The sequence below is a fragment of the Neisseria sp. HMSC056A03 genome (assembly GCF_001815685.1).
Classification (GTDB): Bacteria; Pseudomonadota; Gammaproteobacteria; order Burkholderiales; family Neisseriaceae; genus Neisseria; species Neisseria subflava.
Genome location: NZ_KV821587.1, coordinates 175,863 through 199,617, shown reverse-complemented (window position 1 = coordinate 199,617; position 23,755 = coordinate 175,863). Strand labels below are relative to the sequence as shown.

17 protein-coding genes and 2 pseudogenes are annotated in these 23,755 nt (G+C 49.7%); 5 read left to right on the top strand and 14 right to left on the bottom strand.

Features of this window, described 5'->3' with window-relative positions; genetic code table 11:
- Positions 1-67: 67 nt before the first annotated feature.
- Entirely contained in the window at positions 68-3,751 is a 3,684-nt protein-coding gene (gene mfd / locus HMPREF3052_RS01570; RefSeq protein ID WP_070748054.1) for a transcription-repair coupling factor, read from the top strand.
- Positions 3,752-4,068: 317 nt separating this feature from the next.
- The gene (locus HMPREF3052_RS01565; protein WP_060975078.1) at positions 4,069-4,884 is read left to right on the top strand and encodes an HNH endonuclease; all 816 of its coding nucleotides are present in this window, start codon (positions 4,069-4,071) and stop codon (positions 4,882-4,884) included.
- Between the two features lie 119 nt (positions 4,885-5,003).
- On the opposite strand, the pseudogene HMPREF3052_RS01560 reads toward HMPREF3052_RS01565, so the two are convergent.
- Positions 5,004-5,195 (bottom strand): annotated as a pseudogene (locus HMPREF3052_RS01560) (contact-dependent growth inhibition system immunity protein); the annotation flags it as partial.
- A gap of 162 nt (positions 5,196-5,357) precedes the next feature.
- Here HMPREF3052_RS01560 and HMPREF3052_RS01555 point away from each other — a divergent pair.
- Positions 5,358-5,684 (top strand): hypothetical protein, encoded by a 327-nt coding sequence (locus tag HMPREF3052_RS01555; RefSeq protein WP_283126933.1) that lies wholly within the window; start codon positions 5,358-5,360, stop codon positions 5,682-5,684.
- Positions 5,685-5,775: 91 nt separating this feature from the next.
- Here HMPREF3052_RS01555 and HMPREF3052_RS01550 read toward each other — a convergent pair whose 3' ends face one another.
- From HMPREF3052_RS01550 to HMPREF3052_RS01500, 12 genes and pseudogenes are all read right to left on the bottom strand, one after another.
- Positions 5,776-6,078: an ArsR/SmtB family transcription factor gene (locus HMPREF3052_RS01550; RefSeq protein ID WP_049328980.1), complete on the bottom strand. Its 303-nt coding sequence runs from the start codon at positions 6,076-6,078 to the stop codon at positions 5,776-5,778.
- A 79-nt stretch (positions 6,079-6,157) separates the two neighbouring features.
- Entirely contained in the window at positions 6,158-6,679 is a 522-nt protein-coding gene (locus HMPREF3052_RS01545; protein WP_070748051.1) for a rhodanese-like domain-containing protein, read from the bottom strand.
- A gap of 12 nt (positions 6,680-6,691) precedes the next feature.
- Positions 6,692-6,886 (bottom strand): YgaP family membrane protein, encoded by a 195-nt coding sequence (locus tag HMPREF3052_RS01540; protein WP_036491196.1) that lies wholly within the window; start codon positions 6,884-6,886, stop codon positions 6,692-6,694.
- 265 nt (positions 6,887-7,151) lie between these two features.
- On the bottom strand, positions 7,152-8,645 hold the full coding sequence (gene cls, locus HMPREF3052_RS01535; RefSeq protein ID WP_070748049.1) for a cardiolipin synthase: 1,494 nt from the start codon (positions 8,643-8,645) through the stop codon (positions 7,152-7,154).
- Positions 8,646-8,790: 145 nt separating this feature from the next.
- Positions 8,791-9,852, bottom strand: coding sequence for a uroporphyrinogen decarboxylase (gene hemE / locus HMPREF3052_RS01530; RefSeq protein ID WP_070748047.1), 1,062 nt, complete (start codon positions 9,850-9,852; stop codon positions 8,791-8,793).
- A gap of 135 nt (positions 9,853-9,987) precedes the next feature.
- A complete protein-coding gene (locus HMPREF3052_RS01525) occupies positions 9,988-11,211 on the bottom strand; it encodes a heme biosynthesis protein HemY (RefSeq protein ID WP_070748046.1) in 1,224 nt (407 codons plus the stop codon).
- Positions 11,208-12,479: a uroporphyrinogen-III C-methyltransferase gene (locus tag HMPREF3052_RS11980; protein ID WP_283126935.1), complete on the bottom strand. Its 1,272-nt coding sequence runs from the start codon at positions 12,477-12,479 to the stop codon at positions 11,208-11,210. Before HMPREF3052_RS11980 ends, HMPREF3052_RS01525 begins: the two co-directional genes overlap by 4 nt.
- A 159-nt stretch (positions 12,480-12,638) precedes the next feature.
- Positions 12,639-13,331: pseudogene (locus tag HMPREF3052_RS11975) on the bottom strand (uroporphyrinogen-III synthase); the annotation flags it as partial.
- Positions 13,332-13,402: 71 nt separating this feature from the next.
- The gene (locus tag HMPREF3052_RS01515; RefSeq protein ID WP_049328975.1) at positions 13,403-14,179 is read right to left on the bottom strand and encodes a ferredoxin--NADP reductase; all 777 of its coding nucleotides are present in this window, start codon (positions 14,177-14,179) and stop codon (positions 13,403-13,405) included.
- 85 nt (positions 14,180-14,264) lie between these two features.
- The gene (gene msbA, locus HMPREF3052_RS01510; protein ID WP_070748042.1) at positions 14,265-16,031 is read right to left on the bottom strand and encodes a lipid A export permease/ATP-binding protein MsbA; all 1,767 of its coding nucleotides are present in this window, start codon (positions 16,029-16,031) and stop codon (positions 14,265-14,267) included.
- Positions 16,032-16,259: 228 nt separating this feature from the next.
- A complete protein-coding gene (gene thrC / locus HMPREF3052_RS01505) occupies positions 16,260-17,669 on the bottom strand; it encodes a threonine synthase (protein ID WP_070748040.1) in 1,410 nt (469 codons plus the stop codon).
- Positions 17,670-17,755: 86 nt separating this feature from the next.
- Positions 17,756-18,130, bottom strand: a complete 375-nt coding sequence (locus tag HMPREF3052_RS01500) for a hypothetical protein (protein WP_003685778.1) — start codon at positions 18,128-18,130, stop codon at positions 17,756-17,758.
- 151 nt (positions 18,131-18,281) lie between these two features.
- On the opposite strand from HMPREF3052_RS01500, the gene HMPREF3052_RS01495 reads away from it, so the two are divergent.
- Together HMPREF3052_RS01495 and HMPREF3052_RS01490 are read left to right on the top strand one after the other, a co-directional pair.
- Positions 18,282-19,589 carry a replication-associated recombination protein A gene (locus tag HMPREF3052_RS01495; protein WP_070748038.1) on the top strand — a complete coding sequence of 436 codons (1,308 nt, stop codon included), beginning with the start codon at positions 18,282-18,284 and terminating at the stop codon, positions 19,587-19,589.
- Positions 19,590-19,690: 101 nt separating this feature from the next.
- On the top strand, positions 19,691-20,992 hold the full coding sequence (locus tag HMPREF3052_RS01490) for a polyamine export protein PaeA (RefSeq protein WP_003679774.1): 1,302 nt from the start codon (positions 19,691-19,693) through the stop codon (positions 20,990-20,992).
- A gap of 172 nt (positions 20,993-21,164) precedes the next feature.
- Here HMPREF3052_RS01490 and HMPREF3052_RS01485 read toward each other — a convergent pair whose 3' ends face one another.
- Positions 21,165-23,609 (bottom strand): TonB-dependent receptor, encoded by a 2,445-nt coding sequence (locus HMPREF3052_RS01485; RefSeq protein ID WP_070748075.1) that lies wholly within the window; start codon positions 23,607-23,609, stop codon positions 21,165-21,167.
- Between the last annotated feature and the right edge of the window lie 146 nt (positions 23,610-23,755).

The following is a 23,755-nucleotide window of genomic DNA, read 5'->3' as shown; positions in this document are numbered from 1 at the left end:
AAGGCCGTCTGAAAATTTTTCAGACGGCCTGTGGTGCTTGTATTTACTTATTACAAACTGTTTTGTCATGACCTATCCGATTCCCAAACCCCGTGAAAAATCCCGTTGGCTCAATCTGTCTCAAGGCTCGTTGCCCTTGGCTTTGGCACGTTATCTGCCGCATAAGCAGCTCAAGGTTGTCTTGACCCAAGATGCGGAACAGGCGCTACGCCTTCAGACGGCCTGGCTGTTTTTCCGTCCGCACGATACGGCGGTGTTCCTGCCGGACTGGGAAACGTTGCCTTACGAGCGTTTTTCTCCGCATCAGGATTTGGTGTCGGAGCGGCTCTCGGCGTTGTGGCAGATTAAGAGCGGCGTGGCGGACGTGTTGTTTGTGCCGGTTGCCACGGCGATGCAGAAGCTGCCGCCCGTGCCGTTTCTGGCGGGGCGCACGTTTTGGCTGAAAACGGGGCAGACTTTGGATATAGGTCGTCTGAAAACCGATTTGGTGGATGCGGGTTACAACCATGTTTCCCATGTTGTCGCGGCGGGCGAATTTGCCGTGCGCGGCGGCATTGTCGATTTGTTCCCGATGGGCAGCGAGATGCCATACCGCATCGATTTGTTCGACGATGAAATCGACAGCATCAAAACCTTTGACACAGAAACGCAGCGCACCATTTCCCCTGTTTCCGAAATCCGCCTGCTGCCGGCACACGAGTTCCCCACCGACAGCGAAGCGCAAAAGATTTTCCGCAGCCGCTTCCGCGAGGAAGTCGATGGCAATCCGAACGATGCGGCTGTGTACAAAGCCGTCAGCAACGGCCATTTCGGCGCGGGCGTGGAATATTATCTGCCGCTGTTTTTTGAAAACGAGCTGGAAACGCTGTTTGATTACATCGGCGAAGACGCGCTGTTTGTCTCTTTGGGCGACGTTCACGCTGAGGCAAACCGCTTTTGGAGCGACGTCAAATCGCGTTACGCCATGGCGCAGGGCGATGAAACCTATCCGCCTTTGCTTCCACAGCATTTGTATCTCTCTGCCGATGTATTCGCAGGTCGTCTGAAAAACTACGGACAGGTGCTGCCCGATGTTTCCGGCAAGGAACACACTCTGCCCAACCTTGCCGTCAACCGCCAATCCGACAAACCGTTGCAGGCATTGAAGGATTTTCAGACGACCTTTGAAGGACGAATTTTGCTGTGCGCCGAAAGTTTGGGACGGCGCGAAACCATGCTCGGCTTCTTGCAGCAAAACGGCTTGAAAGCCAAACCTGTGTCCGACTGGCAGGGCTTTTTATCGGCACATGAGCCGCTGATGATTACGGTCGCGCCGTTGGCGTACGGGTTCAAACTGGGCGGGCTGCAATCTCCGAGCCAACAGCAACCCACTCCTGCCTCCAAGAGAGAAGGCAAAACGGTTACCGACCAAACCAAATTTCCCGCAGCCGTAACAAACCCTCTCCCTAGTCCTCTCCCTCAGGAGAGGGAACAGAATGCAGCAGCCGTTTCAGACGACCTGAAAACCGAAAGCAACCTGCATCCCGTCGCAAATGATCTGCACGAGCCAATCCAACAGCAACCTGCTCCCTCCCCCGTGGGGGAGGGTTGGGGAGAGGGCAAAGCGGTTGCCGCTCAAAGTGCCATCGCCGTTATCACCGAATCCGACCTCTACCAATACGTCGCCCGTTCGCGTGTCCATAACCGCCGCAAGAAACACGCCGCCGTTTCAGACGGCCTGTTGCGCGACCTTGCCGAAATCAACATCGGCGACCCCGTCGTGCACGAAGAACACGGCATCGGGCGGTATATGGGCTTGGTAACGATGGATTTGGGCGGCGAAACCAACGAAATGATGTTGCTCGAATATGCGGGCGAAGCGCAGCTTTATGTACCTGTTTCGCAACTGCATTTAATCAGCCGCTACTCCGGCCAAGCGCATGAAAACGTCGCCTTGCACAAGCTCGGCAGCGGCGCGTGGAATAAGGCAAAACGTAAAGCCGCCGAAAAAGCGCGCGACACCGCCGCTGAGTTGCTCAACCTCTACGCCCAACGCGCCGCCCAATCGGGACACAAGTTTGAAATCAACGAGTTGGACTATCAGGCGTTTGCCGACGGCTTCGGCTACGAAGAAACCGAAGACCAGGCCGCCGCCATTGCCGCCGTGATTAAAGACTTGACGCAGGCGAAGCCGATGGACCGCCTTGTGTGCGGCGATGTCGGTTTCGGCAAAACCGAAGTCGCCCTGCGCGCCGCGTTTGTGGCGGTGATGGGCGGCAAACAGGTCGCCGTACTCGCCCCGACCACGCTTCTGGTCGAGCAGCACGCGCAAAATTTCGCCGACCGCTTCGCCGATTTCCCCGTGAAAGTCGCCAGCCTTTCGCGTTTCAACAACAGCAAAGCCACCAAAGCCGCGCTGGAAGGCATGGCGGATGGCACGGTCGATATCGTTATCGGCACGCACAAACTGGTGCAGGACGACATCAAATTCAAAAACTTAGGTTTAGTGATTATTGATGAAGAACACCGCTTCGGCGTGCGCCAGAAAGAGCAGCTCAAACGCCTGCGCGCCAATGTCGACATCCTTACCATGACCGCCACGCCGATTCCGCGCACCCTCAGCATGGCGCTCGAAGGTCTGCGCGACTTCTCGCTGATTACCACCGCGCCCAGCCGCCGCCTCGCCGTCAAAACCTTTGTCAAACCCTTCAGCGAAGGCAGCGTGCGCGAAGCCGTGTTGCGCGAACTCAAACGCGGCGGGCAGGTATTTTTCCTGCACAATGAAGTGGATACCATCGAAAACATGCGCGAGCGGCTGGAAACCTTGCTACCCGAAGCCCGCATCGGCGTGGCGCACGGACAACTGCGCGAGCGCGAACTGGAGCAAGTGATGCGCGACTTTTTGCAGCAAAGATTCAACGTGTTGCTCTGTTCCACCATCATCGAAACCGGCATCGACATCCCCAACGCCAACACCATCATCATCAACCGTGCCGACAAATTCGGGCTGGCGCAACTGCACCAGCTTCGCGGGCGCGTCGGCCGCAGCCACCACCAAGCCTACGCCTACCTGCTCACGCCCGAATACATCACCAAAGACGCAGAAAAGCGCCTAGACGCCATCGCGGCGGCAGACGAACTCGGCGCAGGTTTCACCCTCGCCATGCAGGATTTGGAAATCCGCGGCGCAGGCGAAATCCTTGGCGAAGGACAATCCGGCGAAATGATACAGGTCGGCTTCACACTCTACACCGAAATGCTCAAACAAGCCGTGCGCGACCTCAAAAAAGGCCGCCAGCCCGATCTCGACGCGCCATTGGGCATTACCACAGAAATCAAACTGCACAGCCCGGCATTATTGCCAGAAAGCTACTGCCCCGACATCCACGAACGGCTCGTCCTCTACAAACGCCTCGCCGTCTGCGAAACCGTGCAGCAAATCAACGCCATACATGAAGAACTGGTCGACCGCTTCGGTCTGCCCGAACAACCCGTCAAAACCCTCATCGAAAGCCACCACCTGCGGCTCGCAGCAAAAGAATTGGGCATAGACGCCATCGACGCGACCAGCGAAGCCGTCACCATTACCTTCGGCAAACACCACCAAATCGACCCAACAGAAATTATCCTGCTGATTCAGACAGATAAAAAATACCGGCTGGCAGGGGCGGATAAGTTGAAGTTTACGGCTCAGATGGAGGATGTGGAGATGAGGATTAAGACAGTGAAGAGTGTGTTGAAGATTTTGAAAGAAAGAGTGGTTGCAAAGTAGAGGCTAGTGAAAAAAGGTCGTCTGAAACGATTTTCAGACGGCCTTTTATTATCCAAAATTTGTAGGTCGAATACTTGTATCCGACAAAATCTCCCGTATGAAGCTGTCAGATTCTAGAATCCGACCTACATCTGCTTGGAAAAACTTTTCATGTAGTAGGCAAAAGATTTATGATGCCGATTGGAACAGCAAGCAACAAATGAAATACCGTTGTGGGCATTTCTGACGTAGTTTGGAACAAAATCTAACATTCATTTTTTTACAGGTCTGTGAAATTTCTAATAATCCAGCGTATGTTTATTTTCAAAGGAAATATTATGCCCGAACTCAAAATTTTTAAAGATGAGCCTAATGATGCCGAATATTTGAAATGGAGAGAGAACAACCCTGATGGTTATATATTAAATATAAACAAAGAAGGCAAACCCATTTCTAAATATCCTATGATACATCGTGTACAAGGAATAAAGAGGAAACCATGTATCAGCAATGAGAATGGTAACTACACTACTGAATCAAGCCCTTATTATAAAGTTTGTTCTAATTCCATTCCTGCATTAGAGGCTTATTCTCGGCAGAAATATAATAAACATTTAACCGGATGCGGACATTGTATGGAAGATTACGTCCCCAGCGAATACATTGAAATACCCACTTTTCAGGTAGCCTATCAACAATCTTTGGAAAATGATTTAGATGAACTTAACCAACGCTTAGAAAACGCCACAACCGAAGAAGCCAAAACCGAAATCCAGCGCCTGATTAACGCCCGCAGAGGTCAAGGCGAATTCAGAAACGGCGTATTGGAACGGTATCCGCAATGCCCCATCAGCGGCGTGGATATGCCTGAATTGCTGATTGCCAGCCATATCAAACCTTGGCGCGACTGCAAGGATGATGAAGAATGGCAACGGCTTGACCCATACAACGGCTTGATGCTCGCCCCAAACATTGATGCCTTGTTTGATAGTGGGCTGATTACGTTTGAGCCAGATGGCAAAATCCGTATTAGCAAAAGGCTTTCTGAAAAAAACCTGTTCCGACTAGGCATCTCAACTGATACAAAATTAAAAATTCACCCTGATAGCGAAAAATACTTTAAGTGGCATCGAGAAGAAATATTTAAGCCCTAACAAGCCGTAGCCCGCATTAAACCTGCAGGTAGGGTGTATACGGTACGCACGCGGGCTTTGAGTGTAAAAAAGGTCGTCTGAAACATTTTTCCAGTTTTCAGACGACCTTTTGCCAAATATTATCGGCAGCGGCTCAATGCCAACCTTAAACCTGCTCCGATTTCTTCAGGGCTGTTATCCAATGATAAAATTACATCGTCTGCATCAATGGCATCCCACGTTTCCAGCTTGACATGGCAGCTCGGGCTGATTTTCAGGCAGCCGTTGTGCAGCCAAATATCTCCGCTCATCATGTTTTTAAATAGTGCACGTCAAACCTACATACAGGGGAGTGTGCGGCACGCATACATGCTTTAAGTGTGAATACAGAAGCAGTATAAAAAGGCCGTCTGAAAATACTGAAACTGTCGGCGATTGAAAATTGAGTCTAAGGCTGCTAAATCGATCAGGGAATTATTATGAAAATGAGGGTAATGATGCTGGGAGTAACAGGCTTGATTTTATCCGGCTGCTTTTTCTCTAATGATGAAATTAAGTTGGAAGATATTTGGAATTTTAAAATTACTGTCAATGAAGCTAAGGGGAATAGGCAGGTGCATTTGACAGGCTTATTAGGCAATAGTGCAATGGGTATTTCAGATATCAAAATAACTAACCGCAACGATGAGCTGAATATTACTTTATTTCAAAAATTAGCAGGTTCGGAATACTCAGGAACATTAGATAAAGAAATTGCTCTTGAAAGCAATATCAAGAAGATTACTTATGGTTCTAAACACGAGATGATATGGCAAGACTAAAAATTATAGTAGAGGCCGTCTGAAAAAGATTCAGACGGCCTCTAAAATTATAAATGGATAGATTTTTTGGCTATCCTATTTCGGCAACATTTCAAGGTTTATCTGCGCAGAAAAAGGAATACAGCAACTGTATCATCTCGGTTACCCTCGGGTCGGCAATGTAATATTGCCGTTCCCGATGGTTCACTTCAAACGATACCAAACCGGCTTCACGCAGTAGCGCTAATTGGCTGGACATTGCCGCTTGCGGCAGTCCGGATGATTCAGCCAACTCGGTTACATTGTGCGGCCTTTCATGTAGTTTGCACAATACGGCGAGGCGGTTGGGATTGGCCAGTAGTTTGAGAAAAGCGGTGGCTTCTTCGTAGGGCGGTTGATTGTCGGCAATGGTCATTTTTCACGCTTTTCGGCAAATGAGGAGGTCGAATTATCAGTCATAATGGCCTCAGCAGCAACTTTCAGACGGCCTTTGCTTAATGATTCCATGGCATTTTGGCCAGCAGGCGAGCCATGCCGCAGAATCCGGTTAGTCCAGCCGTTAATAGGCCTGCGCCGACTATCACGTCTATCAGATAAAACCAAGGCGATACCAGCCAACCTGCCAGCACGCCCAACAGAATCAAACTGCCCGCAATGGTTTGCACCTGCCGCATGATATCCGGTGCGGCACGGTCGGCAACAATAGGAAGCCCTGCAGCTTTCCATGCAAGTAAGCCGCCTTCTAGAATATAACATTCTCGACCTTGGCCAAGCGCTGACAATATTGTTTCTGCCCGTGTTGTACGTTTACCGCTCAGGCAATAAAAAATCAGGCATGGGGCAGTATCATCGGGCAGTTTGTCTCGCTGCTGTTCAGGCGGAAGGGATAATGCGCCGCCAATATGCCCGCCCCGATATTCGGCTTGGCTTCGGATGTCCACTGCCAACGCGCCCTCACGGATTTTTGCCATTGCTTCGGAAGGCTTGATTTGCGGGAGTTGTCCGACCGTACTCATGTTTTGCCTTCTTTATTTTTTGTTGATGCGGCAGGTGTTGATGCCCAATAAGCTGTACAGCGCGCAGTTGCCAATCAGTGCTGTACCCAGGGGGATGATGCCCAGCCAACCCCACCAGCCAATGTGTCCGGTAGCGGCTGCAGCAATCAGCGCTACGCCGATAACAATACGGATTACGCGATCCAAAGTACCCAAGTTTCGTTTCATTTTATTGCTCCTTGTTTCAGAATGAATTATCTATAAATAAATATATATATAATAAAAATCATATATGAGAAATATTATATCCCTAAAAATGATTTTGTCAAATTATTTGTAACCATGCAGTTTGGAATAGGGATAGGTATTGGTTTGTTTGGTTGGTGTAAATGATCGCTTAAGCATCTGATTTAAAATAAAAGAACGATATAATTTTTATATATAAAAAAGGCCGTCTGAAAAGTATTTTTCAGACGGCTTAAATATTTATGTTTTACAGTAAAGGACTCATCAGGCGGACGACATTTTCCACGAGGTCGCGGAGTTTGGAGCGTTGTTGCCATGATTTGATGGCAATGTAGCTGCTGTTTTTAAGGTAGCTGCGTTGGAGGTTGCAGATTTGTTTGGTGGTATCACGATCGTAGATGGCGAGGCTGATTTCTAGGTTGAGGAAGAAACTGCGCATGTCCATGTTGACCGTACCGAAGAGGGAGTAGTCTTCGTCAATAGTCATGGTTTTGGCATGTAGAAGACCGCCTTCAAACATGGCGATTTTGACGCCGGCTTCCAGCAACATAGGGTAGTAGGCGCGTGAGGCGTAGCGAACCATCAGTGAATCGACTTTGGCAGGCAGTATCAGGGTCACTTTGACGCCGCGTTTGGCGGCAACGGTTAATGCCATGAGAAGCGGCTCGTCGGGGACAAAGTAGGGGGTGGTAATCGTGATTTGTTTGGTGGCGGCATAGATGGCGCTGATGATGGTTTCGTAAATAACGAAGCTGCCTTGCTCGGGGGCGGATGGAATGATTTGGGCAACGATATCGTCTTGCTGCATTTTTTCAGGAAGGATTTGGGGCAGCAGGCTTTGGGCTTGGTTGAGGTATGTTTGTACGTTTTGGAGGTTTTCATCGGTTTCGACGGCAAGGTCGGCGAAGAAGACGGCAGACAGTTCCAAAACCATAGGCCCTGTGCAGCGCATCATGACATCGACCCATTCTCCAACGCCGGAGTTTTGTTTGAAATAGCGCGGGTCGACGAGGTTGAAGCTGCCGGTGTAACCAATTTTGCTGTCGATAACGAGGATTTTGCGGTGGTTGCGCAGGTCGGTACGCGTAAATAATGTACGCCAAATGCCGACAGGCAATGAGGTATGTACTTCAATGCCTGCTTGGCGCAGTATCTCTACCCAATCGCTTTCAAAAAAACTCCTGCTGCCGACGGCATCGGCCAGAATGGCGCAGTCAACGCCTCGATCTGCGGCGGCAAGAATTTCATTTAAAATTTCTTCAATGCGGCCTTTGGGTTCGATAATGTAAAAGGCCAGCAGGCAGGAATGGGTTGCGGCGCGTATGTCCGCAAGCATGCTGTCGATGATGGCATCTGTGGTAGAGAGCAGGCTCATGGCGTTGCCTTTGGTTGCACCCAGCCCCGTTCCTTTTTCGGCAACTTTACTGATGCCGTGGTATCGTGATTTGACTTGGTCGGCAATGTCGAGATAGATATCGGCTAGATGGGTGGCGGCAAAGTTGCGGTAGAAGCGGTTCATTTCGCCGGTACGTTTGGCGCGGGCGGTGCCTAGACGAGGCTCTCCAATAAGGATGTAGGCGATGGTTCCGAATACGGGGAAAAGGAATAGGATAATCAGCCAGGCAAAGGTTGAGCCGATGTTTTTTTGTTTGTACAACACGCGCAGCATACAGACGAGTGCGGCGCAGGTGTGGGCGAAGATGAAAATTTCGGTCCAGGTGATGTCTTTAAAAAAATTCATATTCGGTAGCGGGAGTGGATGTGTTTTTAAGTTTGAAGGTGTCAGCTGATAAGCTTCAGATATTAAGTATATAGAAAAACCGTCTGAAAACAAATTTACACGATAATCGTGTTTCTGTTTTCAGACGGCCTTTGAGTTGTTTTAATTAACGGTGATACTGACGGGATAATTCATGTACGGTATCGACCAAAATTTTGGCGTGTTCCGGATTGGCGTGTTGGTTGATGCCGTGTCCGAGGTTGAATACATGGCCGCTGCCGTTGCCATAGTCGGCAAGAATGCGTGCGACCTCGGTGCGGATAGATTCCGGTGTACCGAAGAGGGCAAATGGGTCGAAGTTGCCTTGCAGGGCAACTTGTTCGCCGACGCGACGGCGGGCTTCACCGATGTTGCATGTCCAGTCCAAGCCCAATGCGTCTGCGCCGATTTCTGCCATGCTTTCCAGCCACAGTCCGCCGCCTTTGGCAAACACGATAACGGGAACGCGTCTGCCTTCACTTTCGCGTTTCAATCCGGCAACGATTTGGCGGATGTATTTGAGGCTGAATTCTTTAAACGCCGCATCGCTCAGGACGCCGCCCCAAGTATCGAAAATCTGCACGGCCTGCGCACCCGCGTCGATTTGGGCGTTGAGGTAGGCGGTAACGGCTTGGGCGTTGGTGTCGAGGATTTTGTGCAGCAAATCGGGGCGCGAGTACATCATGGTTTTGATGGTGCGGAATTCTTTGCTGCTGCCGCCTTCAACCATGTAGCAGGCAAGTGTGAATGGGCTGCCTGAGAAGCCGATCAGCGGAACTCGGCCGTCTAGTGCTTTACGGATGGAAGTTACGGCATCAAAGACGTATTGCAGTTTTTCCATGTCAGGAACTTGCAGTTTTGCAATGTCGACTTCGTGTTGCAAGGCGCGTTCAAATTTCGGGCCTTCGCCTTCGGCAAAATACAGGCCCAAACCCATGGCATCGGGAACGGTCAGAATATCGGAAAACAGAATTGCCGCGTCTAGATCAAAACGTTCTAAAGGTTGGATGGTAACTTCGGTTGCCAACTCGGTGTTTTTGCACAAATCGAGAAAACTGCCTGCGCGCGCGCGCGTGGCTTTGTATTCAGGCAGATAGCGTCCGGCTTGGCGCATCATCCAGATAGGAGTGTATTCGACAGGCTGTTTGAGCAGGGCGCGGAGGAAAGTGTCGTTTTTCAGAGCAGTCATGGTAGAGAGGCTTTCTGATTTGGTGTGTTGGACAAAGTTCAGACGGCCTTAGATATGTATTGAGGCCGTCTGAAATGATTAAGTAGTTGGTTTTGTTGTAGATTTCATATTGTTGCTTAATGCGAAATCAGCACATCAATTTGACTGAGGAAGAGCTGCCGGATGTTCTTCTTCGGCCACGCTTTCCAAAACCAGATTGCGTTGTTCTTGCGCTTTTTGTGGTTGGTCTGTTTCATCAAACACGCGGGCCAAGACCAAATGTGCGGATACGCTGGGTTGCAGGGCGATGCTGGCTTCGAGGTAGCCTTGGGCTTTGCCCCAAAGTTTGCGTCCGTAAGCCAGTTGGCCAAGATACATCAACAGTGGTGCATTGTCGGGTTGTTCCTGCAGCCAAGAGTCTGCCAAGTCGATGGCTTTTTGTTGCTCGCGCTCGCTTAGGAAACGTACGGATTCGACAAATGCTTCCAAGAGCTCAGGCTGACGGGTTTGCGGATAATGGGCTTTAACCCATTTGACCGCCTCGGCATACAAACCCAAACGCTCGTATTTTTCGGCAATCGCGACACACAATTCGCCTGATTTCAAGCTTTCAGGAATGCGTTTCAAACAAGCTTTCAGACTGCCTGCATCGGTTACTTCGCTTAAGAGGCGGCGATATGCCCAATTTTGATACTGTTCGGCTTCGTAATCGTTGATGGCGCCGGCTTTAACCAGTTTTTCTGCTTTTGCCAAGACATCTGCAGCATCGCCATGATCAAAGGCATAACGCAATTGCAGGCGGACCAGGCGGCTTAAGTTGCTATTGATTTTTGCTGCGGCTTCAAGGTTTTGTGCGGCAGTCGGATAATCGCGGCGGCTCAGTGCAGATTCGGCCAGCAAAAGATGACGGGAAAGTTGTTGTTTTTGTGGCAGCTGTTCGATTTCATGCAGGTAGCGGTCGCGCAATTCGAAGTTTTCCATTTGGTCGGCCGCATGCGCGCCCAACATCAAAGCCAGGGTGCGGTTGTCGCCTGCTTCTTTGTTTTGCAAGACTTTGGCGGCTTCTTGTTCGGCTTTTTCAAAACGGCCTTCAAAATATGCCAGACCCGCGCTGTTCAAAGAGGCAGAAGCCTGGCGGCCTTTGCGGGCAATGCCGAAGCGTTGCATACGCGCCGGAATGTTCAAGAGGCCGAACACGAATTTAATCAGGAAATACAAGACGAATACGCTCAACAGCAGGCCTAAAACAAAGGCATGCAGATTGATACGCAGCATGGTTTGTTCAACCACGACATACACGTTGCCGGTATAAATGCCGGAAGCCAACGCTAAACCGACGGCGGCGGCAAACAGAATGACAATCCAAACGACGGTTTTCATGCTTGCTCTCCTTTAATTTTGGCAGCAGGCTTGGTTTGGTTTTGTGGTTTGGCAGCTTCGGCGGCCGGTTCTTTTTTGTTTTCAGACGGCAATGCAGGTGCTTCTAAAGACTGAGGAGCGGAAGTGGCAGCCGGTGCGGAAGTTGTGGCTTGCTCGGTAGTTGCAGCCGGAGCGGAAGCGGTTTTCTCGGCAGCTTGGGTTTGTGCAGCTTCTACGGTCGTCATTTGTATACGCGAACCTTCTTGATAAGCGCGAACGGCGCTCAAGCTGGCTTTCAGGCTGTCGTCTGAAATCATGCGGACATCAAGGGCTTTGAGTTCGGCCAACTCTTTCAACCATGACTGGGTAGCAGGGGATTTGCTGTCGAAGTATTGCTTCACGGTTGCTTCAACGTTGTTCAAATCGCTTTGATACACTTCGCCGTTGTGTTGCAACAGGGCAATGCGCGCATCCAAAAGGCGCAGGCGTAGGTTTTCACGGATGAAGTAGGTTTGAGCGGGCGAAATCAACATGGCGTCGTTGCTGTCCAGATGACGGACTTCAACCAAGCCTTTGAGGGCATTGAGGGATTTTTCCCATGTGTTTTCCCACCAAGTTCCTGAATTGGCGACTTCGACAGGCGCGGCACCCGGTTTCAATACGCCGTCCAAAACCAAAGGCAGGCCTGAAATACCGGTTTCCAAACGGTCGATACGCAAGGCAGTGGCGGAAATATCGACATAAGGACGGTTTTTTAGCGCGGCCAAATCATTGCTGATGGCTTGTTTGATGGGGATAAGTTCAGGTTGTTCAAAACGGCTTAAGCGGCTGTCGATGTGTTCCAATACGCTGACTGCGCCTTGGAGGTTGCCTGACAGCATCAATTGTTGCGAAGCAGTGTTCAACATCGATTCGGCTTCGTCGACCAGCCAGTTGATACGGCCTTTGAGTAACTCTTGATAAGCTTTCTGCAATTGCAGGATTTGATCGCTATTGTTTTTTTGACCGTTGTTCAGGCGGTCTAACTCGGCTTGAATAGCGGTTTGGCGGTTGAGGTTGTCTTTTAGAAGGCTAGCGTTTTCAGACTCGCCCAATGCAGCTTTGTCGATTTTTTGGTTGAATTCGAGCTCTTGGTTTTTTAAAACATTTTGGCCCTGTACAAACAGGAATCCGCTCGCGCCCAAGCTAAGCAGTGCCAAGACGGTTGCACCTGCGGCCAAGGCTTTGCCGCCAGATTGTTTGATGATAACAGGGGCGTTGTTTTGTGGGAGATTGTTGGACTCGGGCATGCTCGCCTCCACTCGCTGAGGTTGGGTAGGTTTGATTTGTTCAGACGGCCTGGTGTTTTCAGAACGTTCAGGCGCCGGAGCTGCCGTATTGGCAACTTGTTGGGTATCTTTATTGTCTTCGACTGGGTTCACTGCTTGACTCCTTTGTGGCATGGATGAAAGTGCAGCGGATAAAGAAGTGACGGTTTCTACATGTTTGGCGCCGACGATGCGAAGTGCATCGGCAATACGCGGATGGTGGGTAAAGTATAGCAAGGATTCGAAGAATCGGGAAAATTGCGGCGGAATCTGATGGAAAAATTCGCGCGCGAGCTCGCCGGATGTGACGTAGGCGGCAGCGATGTCTTCAGTTTTAAAGTTCTGCCAATCGATGGCGTGTGGCCGTCTGAAATAGATTTCGGCGATGTCGATTTGGAAACCCAGTTCGGTCAGTTTGTCTGCTAAAAAATCACGGCCGCCATGACCTCGAATGATTAGAACTCGGGCGTTGGGTGGCAGGTTTTTCCAAATAGGCATTCTCAAGACGGCTTCGCTGTCGTTGCCGTCTTCGGGAGAGAATACGGGATAGGGGGAGAATTGCGCCAAAGTATGTTGGCTGGTTTGGCCGACGGTAATGTGTGCTTTGTGGCCGTCTGAAAAGTTCAGATGCGGCGCTGCGGTTTCAATAGCGGTCGGGCTGACCCAAAACACGACGTCGGCTTGCTTGAATTGTTCGGGGAGTTTTTTTTGCGCCGAACGATCCACCTCTATTTCAATCGGACTCAATACCTGAGCCTGCCAACCGGCTGTATGGCAGGTTTGGATATCTTGCTGTGGACGGTTGGACGGACGGATGATGAGTAGAGTAGGCATAATGTGGGATAAATTATTAAGGTTTAGGCCGTCTGAAAGAAGGGTTTCAGACGGCCTGTTGCTAACGTACGTTATTGATCGACGAATGCGCGCTCAATCAGGTAGTCGCCGCGAACGCCGGTTTTCGGAGAAACGGTCAGGCCGAATTCGTCCAAGACGTTGCAGGTATCTTTCAACATGGCAGGGCTGCCACACAACATGGCGCGGTCGTCTTGCGGATTGATTTTAGGCAGGCCGATGTCTTCAAAGAGTTTGCCACTGCGCATTAAATCGGTCAGACGGCCTTGATGTACATATTCTTCGCGTGAAACGATCGGGTAGTAAATCAGTTTTTCTTTAACCAAGTCGCCCAAGTATTCGTGTTCGGGCAATTCTTTGGTGAAGCGGTCGTAGTATGCCAAGTCTTTTTTGTAGCGTACGCCGTGAACCAAGATAATTTTTTCGAATTGCTCATAAACATCAGGGTCTTTGGTAATGCTCAAGAAAGGGGCGATACCGGTACCGGTGCTCAAGAGGTAGAGATGTTTGCCCGGATTCAGGTCGCCGGCAACCAGTGTACCGGTCGGTTTTTTACTGATGAGGACATCGTCGCCGACTTTAAGGTGTTGCAGGCGGCTGGTCAATGGGCCGTCTTGTACTTTGATACTGAAAAATTCCAGATGCTCTTCCCAGTTGGCAGAAGCCACGCTGTATGCGCGCATCAGCGGTTTGCCGTCTACCATCAGGCCGACCATGACGAATTGGCCGTTTTCAAAGCGCAAAGACTCGTCACGGGTACAGGTGAAAGTGAAGTAAGCGTCGGTCCAGTGGTGTACGGACAAGACTTTCTGGGTGTTGAATGCTGCCATTGATATTTCCTGTCGGATAAGGCCGTCTGAAAAGAATAGGTAGGGGCGGCCGAGGTTAATAAAAAGAATGGAATATGGTGTTCAGCTACTTGCTTGCCGGTTTGGCTGATTTTTCGCTGAGGCTGTGCAGGTTGGAATAGCGTCCGCCTGCGTTGATCAATTCATGATGAGTGCCTTGTTCGACTACATTGCCTTCGTGCATCACAACGATATTGTCGGCTTTTTCGATGGTTGAAAGTCGGTGGGCAATCACCAATGTGGTACGGTTTTGCATCAGGTTTTCCAATGCGGTTTGTACCAAACGTTCGGATTCATTATCTAATGCGCTGGTGGCTTCGTCCAAAATCAAAATCGGCGCATTTTTCAAAAGCGCACGCGCAATGGCGAGGCGTTGACGTTGGCCGCCGGACAGTTTTAAACCGTTTTCGCCAACTTCAGTGTGCAAACCTTGCGGCATTTTTTGGATAAATTCCCAAGCATTCGCGGCTTTTGCAGCATTGATAATTTCTTCTTCACTGAATTTGTCAGCTTGAGCATAGGCAATGTTTTCAGCAATCGTACCATTAAACAGGATAACGTTTTGGCCGACAAATGCCATGCGGCTGCGCAGGCTTTCGAGTGTATATTCCTTGATGTTGACGCCGCCAATCAAAACCTTGCCTTCATCCGGATTGAGGAAGCGCGGCAACATATTGGCCAGAGTGGTTTTACCGCAGCCTGATGCGCCGACCAATGCAGTCACTTTGCCTTGCGGTACAAGCAGGTTGATGTGGTTCAAGCTGTTGCGTTCGGCTTCAGGATAGCGGTGTACAACATCGCAAAATTCAATATCTCCAGGGTTTGGGCTGAGGATTTGTTTGCCTTCGTTGCTCTCTTCGGGTTGATCCAAAAAGGTAAAGACACTTTCTGCCGCCGCCAAACCGCGTTGCAGGGATTGCATCACGCCGGTCATACGTTTGATGGGGTCAAACATCATGATCATGCTGGACAAAAACGACATAAAATCGCCTGCACTAAATCCTGAAAGCCCTGCTTGGCGTGCCGCTGCGTAAATAATCGCAGCCAGTGCAACCGAAGCCATTAATTGCGTAATGCCGGTACCGGCAGAGCTGGCGGAAACCTGTTTGAGCAGGTTGCGGCGCACATCGTCGGCAATACGGTTGAAGCGGCGATTTTCATAATCTTGACCGCCATAGATTTTCACAACACGTTCACCATTGATGCTTTCTCCCAAAACCTGCATCAGCTGACCGATGTAAATTTGATTGTTGGCAGACAATTTGCGCAAGCGTTTGCTGACCGTTTGGATACATACGGCGACGACCGGCAAAATAATAAAAGTAATCAGGGTCAAACGCCAGTTTAGATAAGTCAACAAGCCCAACAGACCGACCACGCTCACGCCGTCTTTGGCGATCACGGTAATGACGTTAAATCCTGCATCGGTAATTTGGTTGACGTCGTTTAAAATGCGCGACATCAGACGGCCGCCGGTATTGCTGCTGAAATACGAAGTCGGCAGGTGCATCATTTTATTGAACATTTCACCGCGCAAACGCTGCACCAAGTGGCTGGACAGATAAGTCGTGCAATATTCGTTAATGAAGTTGAACAGGCCGCGAACGAAAAACAGCGCCACAATTGCCAGCGGCAACCATGACATGCTTTTCATGTTTTTATCGACAAAACCTTCATTAATCAAAGGTTTGAGTAAGTAACCGAAAGCCGGCATCGTACCGGCGACAATCAGCATGGCTACTACGGAGACGATAAACATCTTCCAATAGCTTTTTAAATATCCAAGCAAACGCTTGTACAGCTCCCAGTTGGATGTGGCTTGTGTTGTCTGCATATCAATCCAGATTTAGAGCAAACATGCAATTCTAAACGAAAATATCTGTCATTACAATGTTTGCAATTGAAAGTTGAAAGGAGTTGGTATTGTTTTAACGCCTTGATTTTATAATGAGAACGACTGTGATGCGGTAGGATTGGCAATAATGTTATCCACTTCTCAAGCACCAGTTGCGGCCGTCTGAAAAAGTTTCAGACGGCCTCTTCAGTCGTCAAAGACAGCTGGTTAAGCCAAAGCTTCCTTAATGATGTCTTTTACTGTCGTTGCGTTATTAGGGACAACACGGACACGTTGCGGCAAGTTTTCCAAGCCTTCCAATGCGGCCGGGCGGGGGATGGCAACTTCGCCAACAGCTTCATGGATGGTGGCTTCAAATTTGGCAGCCAACGCGGTTTCGAGACAGACGATGGTTTCGCCGGCTTCGCGTACTTCACGCGCTACTTTGACGCCATCGGCTGTATGCGGATCAATCAACTCACGGTCTTGTTCGTAAACCTGTTTGATGGTGGCAAGGCGGTTGGCATGGGTCGATTTGCCGGAAACAAAGCCATATTGTTGATGTACTTTGTTTAACATAAATTCCAAATTGAAACCTTTGCCGGAGCCTACTTCAGCCCATAATGTTTTGATTTCGTCTGCATCGCGGTCCATCAGGTCAAACACAAAACGCTCGAAGTTGGAGGCTTTGGAAATATCCATAGACGGGCTGGAAGTGACGTGGGTGTGTTCGCTGTTGCGCGGGCGGTATGCGCCGGTTTTGAAAAATTCGTCCAATACGTCGTTTTCATTGGTGGCAACAATCAAGCGGTGGATAGGCAGACCCATTTGGCGGGCAATATGGCCGGCGCAGACATTGCCGAAGTTGCCGCTTGGTACGCAGAAGCTGATTTTTTCATCATTGCTCGAAGTGGCATTGAAATAACCGGCAAAGTAATATACGACTTGAGCGACGATACGGCCCCAGTTGATGGAGTTGACTGTACCGATGTGGTATTTGGCTTTGAATTCGGCATCGTTTTGTACGGCTTTGACGATGTCTTGGCAGTCGTCAAACATGCCTTCAACGGCGATGTTGTGGATATTAGCATCTTGCAGGCTGAACATTTGCGCACGTTGGAATGCGCTCATTTTGCCTTCCGGAGACAGCATGAAGACATTAACGCCTTTTTTACCGCGCAGGGCATATTCGGCGGCAGAGCCGGTGTCGCCGCTGGTGGCGCCCAAGATATTGAGCACTTTGCCTTCTTTATTCAATACATATTCAAACGCATTGCCCAAGAATTGCATGGCCATGTCTTTGAATGCCAAAGTCGGGCCGTTGGACAGGGCTTGGATTTTGATGCCGTCTGAAAGTGTGCGCACCGGAGTAATGGTTTGGGTACCGAATACTTTTTCGGTGTAGGTGCGGTTGATGATGTCGCGTAAATCATCAGCAGGGATGTCGGTGGCAAACAGGCTCATGACTTCAAACGCCAGCTCAGGATAGCTGAGTGTGCGCCATTGGTCTAAAGTAGCACAGTCGATTTGAGGGTATTGCTCAGGCAGCATCAAACCGCCGTCAGGAGCTAAACCCATCAATAAAACTTCGCTGAATTGCTTGCGTGCGGTTGCACCGCGGGTGCTGATGTATTTCATGGTTTCTTCTCTATATATTTAAAATTCAAATAGAAAGTCAAAACGAATTCAGACGGCCTAGATATTAAAAAAGGCCGTCTGAACGATTATTTGTAGAGTCGTTTGAAGCAGGCGGTAACCGTTTTTGCGGTAACGGAAGCAATAGCTTGCTCGCGGGTTGCCGGACTCAATACCTGCATCATTTCGGTTGCAGTCAATTGATTTGGCGCTTCCTCGCTGGCGCAGCCGCAGATTTTATTTTCCCATTCGGCTTGTTTTTCCGCGCTCATGGCCAAAGCAATGACGCGCCATTCGTTACGTTTGTTTAATTCGGTACGGCATTGGCTGTCTACCGCCATTTTCACTACGCTGCTGCCGATACCTGTGCCGCTGCCCAAACCGCCGAAAGATTCGCCGCCGGTAGCACATGCACCCAATAAAAAAACTGATGTAATAGCTGCCAAAAGAGTTTTTGAAGTCATGATGTTTCCTGTAAGCAAGGCCGTCTGAAACGCCCGAAGAGTTCTCAAAATAGCATGTATTATACCGTAATGCGGCCTGATATGTGTGTTTGCGAAACTGCCGTATAATGCTAGCGAATTTTCTTTTCAATCAGCCAGCACGGAAGCTACTATGTCCGACCTTTTTGCCCGCCAACCCGAAGCCCCTTTAGCCGAACGCCTGCGCCCGCATTCCCTGGACGATGTCATTGGGCAGCAGCACTTAATCGGCGAAGGCAAACCTTTGCGTGTGGCGGTTGAGGGTGGAAAGCCGCATTCTATGTTGCTGTGGGGGCCACCGGGTGTAGGCAAAACCACGTTGGCGCGGATTTTGGCGCAGAGTTTCAATGCCCAGTTTTTGCCTGTTTCCGCCGTATTCTCCGGCGTGAAAGACATACGCGAGGCAATCGATAAAGCCGAAATCGCTTTGCAACAGGGACGCACGACGATTTTGTTTGTCGATGAAGTCCACCGCTTCAACAAGGCGCAGCAGGACGCGTTTTTGCCCCATGTCGAAAGCGGTTTGCTGACCTTTATCGGCGCGACTACGGAAAATCCGTCGTTCGAAGTCAATCCTGCGCTGTTGAGCCGCGCGCAGGTATATGTTTTGCAATCCTTGTCTTCAGACGACCTCAAAAAGCTGATTGCCAAAGTGTTGGCGTTGCCCGAATACCGAGATTTCACGATTGAAGCCGATGCGCAGGAGCTGCTCGTCAATACCGCCGACGGCGATGCGCGCAGATTGTTGAATCTGTTGGAACAATTTTTACGCGCCGCCGACACACGTCGTCTGAAAACCTTAACTGCCGAATTTCTCGCCGACAGCTTGGGCGCGCAAATCCGCCGTTTCGACAAAGGCGGCGAGAGTTTCTACAACCAAATCTCCGCCCTGCACAAATCCGTACGCGGTTCGCATCCGAATGCCGCGCTGTATTGGTTCTGCCGTATGCTCGACGGCGGCACCGACCCGCGTTACCTCGCCCGCCGCATCGTGCGCATGGCGTGGGAGGACATCGGGCTTGCCGACCCTCGCGCCTTCCAAATTGCCAACGATGCCGCCGCCACCTTCGAACGCTTAGGCTCGCCCGAAGGCGAACTCGCGCTGGCGCAAGCCGTGCTGTACCTTGCCGTCGCCGCCAAATCCAACGCGGGCTACAAGGCATACAACCAAATGCGCCGTTTCGTCAAAGAAAATGCCAGCGACGAAGTGCCTGTCCATCTGCGCAATGCGCCGACCAAGTTGATGAAAGAATTGGGTTACGGACGCGAGTACCGCTACGCTCATGACGAGCCTAACGCTTACGCCGCCGGAGAAAGCTATATGCCCGATGGTTTGGATGAACTCGATTTCTACCAACCCGTTCCGCGCGGCCTGGAAATCAAAATTGGCGAAAAGCTGAAATGGCTGAAATCCTTGGATGAAGATGCACTGGATGATTAAAACAGTAAATGAACATAATACAAATCTAAGATCAAATTGAGTTTTTCAGACGGCCTTTGCTGTTTGAATATTTTTAACCTATACCATACACACAAATTTTCATGAATATTTTTGAAGCCTTACTATTATTGTGCCTGCTGATTGTCATTAGCGCGTTTGTATCCTGTTCCGAACTCGCGCTTGCCTCGGCACGTAAAATCAAATTGCAGGTCATGGCGAAAGACGGCGGCGATACGCGTGCGCTTGACGTAATCAATATGCAGCAGCAGCCGGGCAGTTTTATTACCGTTGTCCAAATTGGTTTGAACGCCGTCGCCATTCTTGCCGGTATTGTCGGCGAGGCGGCAATACGTCCGTATTTTGGCAAGCTGTTGGAGAATGCAGGCAGTTGGGGCAGCACAGTTGCCTCTTTGCTGACTTTCTCGCTGGTTACAGGCAGCTTTATTTTAATTGCCGACCTGATGCCCAAGCGCATGGCGATGACCCATCCCGAAGCGGTGGCGGTACGCATTGTCCGTCCGATGATGTTTTTGATTTTTATCTTAAAGCCCCTTGTCTGGGTTTTTGACGGGTTGGCAAACGCAATATTCAAACTCTTCAAAATCTCAACCGTCCGTCAGGAGCAGCTGACCTCGGAAGATATTTATGCCGTCGTTGATGCCGGTGCGCAGGCTGGTGTATTGAAAGAACAAGAACACTATCTGATTGAAAACATTTTCGATATGCAGGAGCGTACGGTCACTTCCACCATGAGTACGCGCGAATATATCGCCTATTTTGACAAACACGACGACAGCGATACCGTGTTGGAAATGATGTCGGACAAACCGCACAACAAATTCCTCGTATGCGACGGCGACTTGGAACGCGTCATCGGCTATATCGAATCGCATACGCTGCTGACCTTGTTTTTAAAAGAAAAAGATGTCCGTCTGACCGACAAGCGCGTGTTGCGCAAAGCCTTGTTTATCCCCGACACGCTGTCGCTTTATGATGTATTGGAGACCTTCAAAACTTCCGGCGAAGACTTTGCCGTAGTGGTGAACGAATACGCGCTGGTAGTCGGTGTGGTAACGCTGAAAGACGTGATGAGCATCGTCATGGGCGAGCTGGTCAATACCGAAGAAGAGCCGCAAATCATCCGCCGTACCGAAGATACATGGTTGGTGGACGGGGCCACGCCGCTTACCGATGTTATGCGCGCGCTGGATATTGAAGAGTTTCCCAATTCGGAAAACTACGAAACCATCGCCGGCTTTATGATGTATTCCCTGCGCAAAATTCCGAAACGTACGGATTTTCTGGTTTATGCCGGTTATAAGTTTGAAATCATTGATACTGAAAATTTGAAAATCGACCAGCTTTTGGTTTCCAAACAAGGAAATATGGTGGGGAAAATGTAATAGGCTTTAAAGGAATATTTGTAGTATCAGATGAAAACGGGCCATCTTGAAATAAGTTGCTTATGATTTATGTCTTTTCTTAAGTTGTATAAAAGGCCGTCTGAAAATCAAATAATCAAAAAAGAAAACCGGATTTCTATCAACTGGGAATCCGGTTTGTTTTATTTTCAACTTAGAACGTCAGCCTTACACCGGCGCGGACGGAGCGGCCCGGCAATGGTGCGATATATTTGAGCATGGAGTTTTGCGGTCTTGCGGTACGGTTGGCAAGGTTGCGTGCATCGAGGAACCATTCGGCTGTCGATTTTCCATGTTTGGTGGTATGGCTCATGTACATATCCCACATGGTATAGCCGCCCAAAACAGGCTCTTTGTAGTTGGCAGCCATGTGGCCTGTATGTTTGGCAGGGCGGTAGCGTGTCAGGCTGGTGCCCAGTTGCCAGTTGCCTTTATTCCATGTCAGGCTCGCGCCGTAGCGGGATACGGGCATATTGGGCATGTAATAGCCGTTGTTGCGGACACGGTTGCCATTGCCTAATGTGCTGTTACGCTCGTCGTCCAAATCGGCGTGGTTGTGTACGAAGTCGCCAAACAGGCGGGCTTCCAATGTGCCGTATTTATTCAGGTCAAACCATTGGTTTACCTCCAATTCCACACCGTGAAGCTGGGTATTGCCGGAGCGCCAGTATTTGGTTGGTAGGCGTTGGCCGCCGTCATGTGCGGTATCTACGAGGAAGGTATAGTCTTTAAATTGGGTTTTATACCAGCTTGCACGGAAGCGGCCGTCTTTCCAACCGATTTCTCCGTTTACCTCCCAAGTGCCTGCTGTTTCCGGACGCAGGACATCGGCTCCCCAGTGTGATTCTGAAGCCATCAGGGCATAGTGATCGCCACCTGCATACAACTCGTTGACTTCAGGGGCGCGTTGTGAACGGCTGTATCGTGCGCCCAGTTTTAAGAAGTCAAACAAATCTACGCCTAAGCCTGTATGATAGTGGTTCAAGCTGTATTTCAGACGGCCTCTCTCTTCCAATCCTTTAACGGTCGAGCTATTGCGTCCAGGTTTGTAATCACCGATGTCGACCGAGTGGCGGACTTCGCCATGTCGCCAACCCAAAGATGCATTCCAGTTTTTCCACTTGAAGTTTTCCAAAGCGAAAATGCCGTATTCTTTGCTGTCGGTATCGGGCAGGTAGGCATAGTTTCCGGTGCGTTTGCCGTTGATGCCTGAAGATTCGGTGCTGCGCTGTTTCCAATCTGCGCCCAATGTACCTTTCAACCAAGAACCTGCTTTGTGATTGAACTCTAAACGGCTTTGGAAAGTTTTGCTGTCCAAAGTTTGCATTTTGGTGTCGCCCAAGTATTCGGATGTTGGGTTTTGCGTATAGGCGGCTTGGAATTTGATGTTTTCAATCCATGGCGTCAATGGACGGTACATGGCTTCTGCCTGCCAACGGGTTTGTTGGGCGTGTACGGAAGCGTATTCGCGTACCGGTGCTTTGCGGGTACCGCTGTGGTGGTGGCCTGATTCGGAAAAATTGTAATAGCCAAAGCCTGCAATACCGGATTTGCTCAAGAAGCGGCTGACGGATACGCCGGCATAGCTGCGTTCACCGATATGGCTCAGGCCAAAAGCAAAGTTTTGATTGCTCAAATGGCTGTTTTTCAGACGGCCTTTTTCAACAGGCATATCGTCTTTCATGGCATTGATAACTTTATTTCTAAAGTTTGGGCTGCCGTCATAAAGCGGATTTTCTACCCAATCGCCCCAGGACGGTTTGTTTAATTTGTACAATTCAGATTCGTCAGGTTCCGAGCCGTCGTTATAACGTTTCCATAGTTCAATGAAAGCCGGAATGTCTTTCGCGACATAACGGTAATAGCCTTTGTTTAAGGTTTCGGTAATGTCGGGCGTAACCTGACATGCCCACATCAGGCGAGAACTAGAAATATTGGCATGATCGTAACAGGCGGCCGGTTTGGAATCGCCGGGGATACGGTAATCATTGGCATGAGTGTCTGCCCCCGACAAATGCCAAGCCACATTGCCGACTTTGCCGTTTAATTTGAACGCTGCGACACGCGGCGTATTGTAGCCGCCGCTGACTTCGACTTTGCCGTTTAAATCTTTTTCAGGCAGTGCTGTGGCAATCACGCCGGTATCGACGTCAACTGCGCCGCCAATCGCGTTGCCGCCATACAAGACTGCTGCCGATGATTTTAAAACGGTAATCTTTTCCGCCATGAACGGATTGACCATCAGCGGCAAATCGGGGCTGATTGAAGCAGCATCCGAAATACCCAAACCATTTTCACTAACATATACGCGCGAGCCGCTCAAGCTGCGGATTTGCGGTACGCCGGTATTGGGGCCATAAGCATTGTTTTGAACGCCGGAGACTTGTTCCACAGCCTGTCCGAGCGATACGGCGCGTTTTGTTTTTAAATCGTTTGTAGTTAAAACTTCTCCATCTCTTAGATAGTCTTTTGCGCCAGGCTGCAAACGCCAGTTACTTGAAGGCGCATTACCGACAACTTTGACTTCAGGCATATCTACTTGAGGAAGTTCTTCTGCAAATGACTGGCCTGAGAAAACAGCCAAAATGGCGCATAACATTTTATTTTTGTTACATAAAAATTGTTGTTTCACCGCTTATCCTTTATTGATATCACATTACGAAAGGCGTCATGATATATCTTTTCTACGGTAATTATCATGAATAAATATGTCTATTTTAATCAGTTTTGATTATTATCAATAAT